The following is a 7733-nucleotide window of genomic DNA, read 5'->3' as shown; positions in this document are numbered from 1 at the left end:
ATCCATCAAAATATAATTACAAAGGAAGCTTAAACAATCTTAAATCATACTTAGATAATTTTTATAAACTCAATAAAATCACTTGCATTATATTATTCGGCGATACTAGGCCAATTCATGAAATAGCAATTAATTTAGCTAAAAAATTAAATATAAAAATATATGTATTTGAAGAAGGATATTTAAGGCCAAATTATATTACTTGCGAAATGACTGGCGTTAATGCAAACTCACTTATGAGTAAAAATAAAAATGATTATAAAAAACTAAATACTTATAAAGAAAACTCAAAACTATTTAAGTCAAGTTTTAAAATAATGGCTTTTTATGCTTTAATGTATTATACATTTAGCATTATATTTCAAGTATTTTATAATAACAAAAACTATCATAGACCACTAAATATAATGGAGCTTTTTAGATGGTTTAGACATTTTTATAGAAAAGCTAAATATTCAATTTTAGAAAAAAATGTAGATAATCTAGCTAAAAAATATTCCAAAAAATACTTTTTAGCAGTTCTTCAAGTGCATAACGATAGTCAAATAAAAAAGCATTTTAAAGACAAGGGTATGAAAAAATTCATAGTTAAAACCATAAAATCATTTGCCAAAAATAGAGCGAATAATAATGTTTTGATATTTAAACACCACCCATTAGATATTGCATATACTGATTATTCAAATATTATAAATGAACTTACCAAAAGACTTGGTATAAGTGATAAGGTATTTTATATTCATCGTGGAAATATCCCAAATCTTTTAAAAAATGCTAAAGGCTGTATATGTATAAATAGCACGGTGGGAATGCAAGCACTTTATCATAATTGCCCTACTATAGTATTGGGTAATGCAATTTATAATATAGATGGTTTAGTCTATAAAAATGACCTTGATAGCTTTTGGCAAAATGCTCATAATTTTGTAAGCGATTATGATTTATATATTAGATTTAAAGAATATTTATTAAAAAACAATCAATATAATGCAAATTTTTACTTAAATTTCAAAGAATTTGAAATAGGAAATTAAATGTGGCATATAATAAACGCGCTTATTTTAAGAGAGCTTAAAACTAGATTTGGTAAAAACCCAACTTTAGGTTATGTATGGGTTATACTTGAACCTATGATGCATGTTTTGTTTATGCTAGTAATTTTTACTTTAATTAGAAATAGATTATTACCACAAGTTCCTTTTAGCTTATTTTTAATAACAGGTATGGTTCCGTTTTTTATGTTTAGAAATATTGTTAATTTTGTAATGAATGGAATTGAAGCTAATAAAAGTTTATTTACTTATAAACCCGTTCGCCCTATTCATGTATTTTTAGCTAGAGCCTTACTAGAAGGTATTTTATATTTTATTATTTTTTGTATTTTAATGATTACAACGGGATTTTTTATAAACTATAATATTATCCCATTTAATATTGTTTATAGTCTTTTAATGTTTATTTGGCTAGTTATTATTGCATTTGCTTTAGGGCTTTTACTAGCTGTTGTTTTTTATGGTAGAGATGTTATAAAAAATATTATAGGTTATGCACTTACTATGATGTATTTTGGTTCTGCTATTATGTTTCCTTTATGGATAGTGCCAAATCAGATGATAGATATTCTAGCTTATAACCCAATCTTGCATATAATTGAACTTTTTAAAGAAAATTATTTTGAAACCTACCCTATAGTAACTCAAATTAATATTGAATACCCTTTAATTTGCACTTTAGTTTTATTATTTTTTAGTCTTGGCTTATATTATAAAAAAAGAGTGGAGCTTGGCACTGCATGATTAGACTTGAAAATATCACAAAATACTTTGTATTAAACAATAAAAAAAAGCATTATATTTTTAAGGATTTAAATTTTACTTTTCCTGATAATTGTTCAATCGGTCTAATGGGAAAAAATGGTGCAGGAAAATCTACAATGCTAAGAATTTTAGGTGGACTTGACATTCCTAATCGTGGTAAAGTAATAATTGATAAGAGTATTTCTTGGCCTGTTGGATTTGCAGGTGGATTTCAAGGAAGCTTGAGTGCTAGAGATAATATCAAATTCATAGCTAGAATCTACGGATATAGTGGAGAAGCTTTAAAAGAAAAAATAGAATATGTAAAAGAATTTGCTGAACTTGGAGATTATTTTGATGAGCCTATTAGAAGCTATTCATCAGGTATGAGAAGTAGAATTTCATTTGGTCTTAGTATGGCTTTTGATTTTGATTATTATCTAATAGATGAAGCAGGAGCAGTTGGCGATCCATCTTTTAGAGAAAAAAGTAGAAAAGTATATGAGGAAAAATTATCAAAATCAAAGGTAATTATGGTTTCACACGATATTAACGAAATAAAAACTTGGTGTGATAAAATAGTTTTTTTAGACAATGGAATAGCCACAATCTATGATGATATAGATGAAGGAATTAATAAATATAAAGAAAGTTGCTAATGAAAAAAAAGATTATAAAATTTATAACAAGCTTTAAAATTATCATAGTTTTAAGCTTAATTTCACTGATTTATTTTGCTTTTATAGCAAGTTCAAAATATGAAAGTACAGCAATAATTGGAGTAAAATCTACAAGCACTACCACTGATACATCTAGTCTAATACCAATAATAGGACTTACAAGTTCATCTAAAGAAGATTTAATGTATCTTAAAGAATATATAAACTCATACGATATGCTAGCAATTTTGCAAAAAGATATAAATATCAAGGCTATGTATGAAGGAAAAATTGATTATGAATTATTTTTGAAAAATCTTGATGTAAAAGAAGATTTTTTAAAATATTATCAAAGTAGAATAAAGGTAGTTTATGATGATATTACCGGACTTTTAAGTATTAAAATTAACGCATTTTCTCCAGAAGATTCTAAAAAAATAGCCGATACGATACTTAAAGAAAGTGAAAATTTCATAAATGAAATATCACATAAAATCGCAAGAGAGCAAATGAGTTTTGCAAAAGAAGAATTAGAAAAAGCTAGTTTAGAGCTAAGTAAAGCCCAAGATGAAATAAATAAATTTCAAAATACAAATTCTATGTTAGACCCTGTAAGTCAAGCAAAAACCCAATCAGCTATAAAAACACAAATAGAAGAAAAAATAATAGCAAAAGAAGTAGAACTTGCCACATTAAATAGTTACTTAAACTCAAATACTCCACAAGTAAAAGCATTGAAATCAGAATTAGACGCACTAAAATCTCAATTAAAAAAAGAAGCTAATAAATTAACTTCAAAAGATAAAAATGACAAATTAAATTATTTAGCAATTGATTTTAGCAATCTTAGTTTTAAATTAAAATTCGCTGAAGATGCTTATAAATTAGCCCTAGCATCTTATGAAAAATCAAGACTAGAAGCTAATAAAAAGTTAAAACAAGTTATTATAATTTCTTCGCCGGTTTTATCAGAAATTGCAATATATCCAAATGTAATTTATGATGTATTCTCAGTATTTTTTATATTAACATTAGTTTTTGGAATTATTAAATTTACATATTCAATAATAGAGGAGCATAGATATTAATGAAAAAAATATTTTATATATTAGTATTTTCAATATTAGCATTTGCAGTTGATGTAGCAAATATAGCAGTAAATAATACTCAAGAAGAAATATCGCAACAAGTGAATAATAAAACATTTGGAGCACACCTATTCTCAGGTAATTTTAAGCAATTTAGCAAACATATTTATAATCCAGATTATAAAATCGCAATAGGAGATATAATAAATATTAAGCTTTGGGGTGCAGTAGAATTACAACAAAAATCAAGCGTTGATTCTCAAGGAAATATATTTATTCCACAAGTTGGAGTTATTCATTTGTTAGGAGTTAGCAATAAAGATTTAGTAAATATTATTCAAAATAAAGTAAGAAATACCTATAAATCAAATGTATATTCATACGCAGATATGGATACTTACCAAAATATTTCAGTATTTGTTACGGGAAATGTAAATAAACCAGGACTTTATGAAGGGCTTAGCTCGGATTCTTTAATTCAATACATTGATAAAGCAGGTGGAATAAATCTTGAATATGGAAGCTTTAGAAATATTCAAATTCTAAGAAATAATCAACTAATCAAACAAATAGACTTGTATGATTTTTTATTAAATGGCAAATTAGATTATTCTATGTTTAAGAATGGCGATGTAATTTTAGTAAAACAAATCAATGGCTATGCAAGTGCTAGTGGTGATGTATTAAAGCCTTATAGATTTGAATTAGGAGAGAATTTAAAAACATTAAATGATTTAGCTATTTTATCTAATGCAAAACCAACTGCAACAAATGCAATCATAAAAAGTTATGATGAAAATAACAAACTCCGTATAAATGCTTATAAAAAAAGTGAATTTGAAAATGTATATATTAATAATGCCGATGAAGTGGAATTTAGACCAGATTACACAGCGGATAAAATAAACATAAAAATTGAAGGCGAACACAATAGCTTACATTCATTAGTTTTAGATAAAGGAACTACATTGCAAGAAGCTCTTAGTTTATTAAATATGAATGATTTATCTAATAAACAAGCAGTGCAAGTGTATAGAAAAAGCGTAGCAGCTCTTCAAAAAAAATTAATTGAAGCCCAACTAAAAGAGCTAGAAACCTTAGCGCTAACCACAACTTCAGCTACTTCAGAAGAAGCAAAAATTAGAGATAATTGGGGAACTAATATTTTAAAGTTTATTGAAAGAGCTAGAGCAATTGAGCCTAAAGGACAAATCGTAATTGATGATGAGAAATTATATTCTTCAATTGTTCTTGAAAATGATGATGTTATTAATATACCTAGCAAAAATAATTTAGTTGTAATTCAAGGAGAAGTTGCTCTTCCTGGTGCATTTATTCATCAAGATAAATTAAAAATAAAAGATTATATTAAAATGGCTGGGGATTTAAATACTAGAGCTGATAAAAAAAGAATTTTATTAATACATGCTAATGGAAAAGCAGATAAAATAAGCTTAGGAACTTTTAGCAGTGATAAAAATGCTAAAGTCTATGAAGGAGATTCAGTATTAGTATTACCTAAAATTGAAACTTACAACCTTCAAGTAACCGGTGTAATAACTCAGATTTTATACCAAATTGCAGTAGCAACTAAAGTAATTTTAGATATTTAATTTTATGAAAGGAAACACTATGAAAAAATTATTTTTAATTATAGGAGCACCTGGTAGTGGTAAAACTACTGATGCTAGCATAATTGCTAAAAACGAAAACTACACACACTATTCAACAGGCGATTTATTAAGAGCTGAAGTTGCAAGTGGAAGCGAATTAGGAAAACAAATAAACGAGCTTATCTCAAAAGGAAATCTAGTGCCTTTACAAATAGTTGTAAATACAATTATGAGCGCACTTAAAAAAGCTCCAAGTGATGTTATATTAATAGATGGTTACCCAAGAAGCGTTGAACAAATGCACGCACTTGATAATGAATTAGCTAAATCAAACGAAGTAAATCTTAGTGCTGTTATTGAAGTATTTGTAAGCGAACAAGTAGCAAAAGATAGAGTTTTAGGTCGTGCTAGGGGTGCTGATGATAATGAAGAAGTATTTAATAATCGTATGAAAGTATATACCGAGCCTTTAGCTGATATTTTAGATTTTTATAAAGCAAAAAATCTACATATACAAATCAACGGCGAACGCACAATTGAAGAAATTGTTGCAAATATGAGTGAAGAAATTAAGAAAAAAATCTAATCAAGGAGAAAAAAAATGGATATTACAAAAATTAAAAGTGGAAATGCAGAGAAATTAAATGCAGTTATAGAAATTCCTTATGGCTCAAATATTAAATATGAGCTAGATAAAGATAGTGGGGCAATCATGGTTGATAGAGTTATGTATTCGGCTATGTTTTACCCAGCAAATTATGGTTTCGTGCCAAATACACTTGCAGCTGATGGTGATCCTGTTGATGTGCTTGTATTAAATGAATACCCAGTTCAAGCAGGTGCTGTTATTCCTTGCCGTTTAATTGGTGTTTTAATTATGGAAGATGAAAGCGGTATGGATGAAAAATTACTTGCAGTTCCTGTTAGCAAAATTGATCCAAGCTATGATAATATCAAATCTTTAGAAGACCTAGCACCACACAAACTTGCAAAAATCAAAAACTTTTTTGAAACATACAAAGCATTAGAAAAAGGTAAATGGGTAAAAGTTCAAGATTTTAAAGGCATAGCTGAAGCTACAAAAATACTTGAAGAATCAATCAAAAACTATAAATAATGTTAGCAGTCTTTAAAGACTGCTTTTAAATTAATTTTATCAAATGTTCTTATTTCTTATAAAAATTACAAATCATAATAATCTAATTTAAAATATACGAAATCTCATTAATAACACATAAGCAAAAATATTATTATGCTAATTTTGTAAGTGAATACTGATTTTGTTGTTAGTATTATTTATAAATGCGTATATTTTAAATCATTTAGCATCTTATTAATTTTTTATAAAATTATTCATTTTAATATTAATACTCATTAAAAATCATATAATTTAACTATATTTTAAGTTATAATTAAAATTATTTTTAGAATTTGATTTATTTTAGAAATTAACTTAAAACTGCGTTATATTAGAATTGCAAGGAATTTTATAAAGTATATTTTTTTAACTTTATTTTAACACTAGCTAAAACATTAAACCATATTCAAAATCACAAAAATACTAATTTATAGGATTTATATTATATATTTTGTAAAGTTTCATAAAAAATATATATGTTATAAGTGCATGGTTTTATATATTAATTTTTAAGCTTTAAAACTCTATTATACAAAGCTTTAAGTGATTTTTTACAATCAAATATTTTAAAAATTTTGCTATATATAACATACACCCATTACAAATATACTTATAACAACCAATAAAAATATAAAATAATTGAGCTTGAATAATTAAAAAAATAATAATTAAATTAAAAATTCTAATAATTTTGAATATTATAAAAAGATAAAAGCTTGAGCTAGTTGTTACTAGCTCAAGTTATGTATTAAGAGTGGTGGTTTATATTATTAAATTCATCTAAATGTGTTAATTCTTTAGAAGCCGCATCAAATGCAACTGAACCTAGTTTTAGATTAATATAACCTTCTTGAACTTGTGTTGGTTGAGCTATAGTTTCATTAAAGATATCTTTTTGAGTATCTAAAATATCCCCAACATTTACTTTAGTTTCATCTTTAGCTTCAATTTTTTCTTCTTTAATAGTTGGAATACTAATTCCAGCATCATCTCCTAAAATTGCACTTGGGTTAAGGTTAATAAAGTTACCTGCATTGATTTCAAAAGTATGACTAATTGCTGGTTCTCCAACTGGTTTGCAACCTACACAATCAAATACTTCATAATGATATGAGTTGCCTTTTTCACCTGTTAAGCCGATTTCGAATTTACCGCTATCCCAAATTGTAATATTTGTCCAGCTTTCAACCTTACCAGTAGCATCATTAACTAGATTTACTATTAACTCTGAACCTGGTTTTGCAGTTCCTGTAATAACTGGACTTACACTATCAGTTACATAACCATTAATTTTTTCAATAGCACTATTGCTATTTGCTTGATAGTAAATACCTTCGTTAATTGTAATATGGTTATCACTTGCAATAACTTCACTTGGAACAACTACATCTACACTGGTATTATCATTATTAACTACTTCATCCTTAGCTGTATTTAGG

The 7733-nt window shown here is 26.5% G+C and carries 8 protein-coding genes; 7 read left to right on the top strand and 1 reads right to left on the bottom strand.

Translation table 11 applies throughout. The annotated features are described in order from the left end of the window. From AVBRAN12637_RS09480 to ppa, 7 genes are all read left to right on the top strand, one after another. Positions 1 to 1034, top strand: a 1034-nt coding sequence (locus AVBRAN12637_RS09480) for a capsular biosynthesis protein (protein ID WP_336615810.1), incomplete at its 5' end; no start/stop codon positions are given. Beyond that, entirely contained in the window at positions 1035 to 1796 is a 762-nt protein-coding gene (gene kpsM / locus AVBRAN12637_RS09475) for a capsule polysaccharide transporter KpsM (protein ID WP_336615809.1), read from the top strand. Continuing rightward, positions 1793 to 2455 (top strand): ABC transporter ATP-binding protein, encoded by a 663-nt coding sequence (locus tag AVBRAN12637_RS09470; protein WP_336609069.1) that lies wholly within the window; start codon positions 1793 to 1795, stop codon positions 2453 to 2455. Before kpsM ends, AVBRAN12637_RS09470 begins: the two co-directional genes overlap by 4 nt. Next, the gene (locus AVBRAN12637_RS09465) at positions 2455 to 3543 is read left to right on the top strand and encodes a capsule biosynthesis protein (protein WP_336615808.1); all 1089 of its coding nucleotides are present in this window, start codon (positions 2455 to 2457) and stop codon (positions 3541 to 3543) included. The genes AVBRAN12637_RS09470 and AVBRAN12637_RS09465 overlap by 1 nt, the downstream gene beginning before the upstream one ends. Beyond that, a complete protein-coding gene (locus tag AVBRAN12637_RS09460) occupies positions 3543 to 5156 on the top strand; it encodes a polysaccharide biosynthesis/export family protein (protein WP_214120547.1) in 1614 nt (537 codons plus the stop codon). The genes AVBRAN12637_RS09465 and AVBRAN12637_RS09460 overlap by 1 nt, the downstream gene beginning before the upstream one ends. Before the next feature lie 19 nt (positions 5157 to 5175). After that, entirely contained in the window at positions 5176 to 5742 is a 567-nt protein-coding gene (locus tag AVBRAN12637_RS09455) for an adenylate kinase (protein ID WP_214118960.1), read from the top strand. 15 nt (positions 5743 to 5757) lie between these two features. Beyond that, entirely contained in the window at positions 5758 to 6273 is a 516-nt protein-coding gene (gene ppa, locus AVBRAN12637_RS09450; protein ID WP_214118956.1) for an inorganic diphosphatase, read from the top strand. Positions 6274 to 7042: 769 nt separating this feature from the next. On the opposite strand, the gene AVBRAN12637_RS09445 is transcribed toward ppa, so the two are convergent. Then, positions 7043 to 7733 (bottom strand): hypothetical protein (locus tag AVBRAN12637_RS09445; RefSeq protein WP_336615807.1); only part of this gene is annotated, 691 nt, incomplete at its 5' end.

Origin of the sequence: Campylobacter sp. RM12637, assembly GCF_020137645.1 — a bacterium.
Lineage (GTDB): Bacteria > Campylobacterota > Campylobacteria > Campylobacterales > Campylobacteraceae > Campylobacter_E.
Note: the sequence above shows the minus strand (reverse complement) of the source record. Positions and strands in the feature narration are given on the sequence as shown.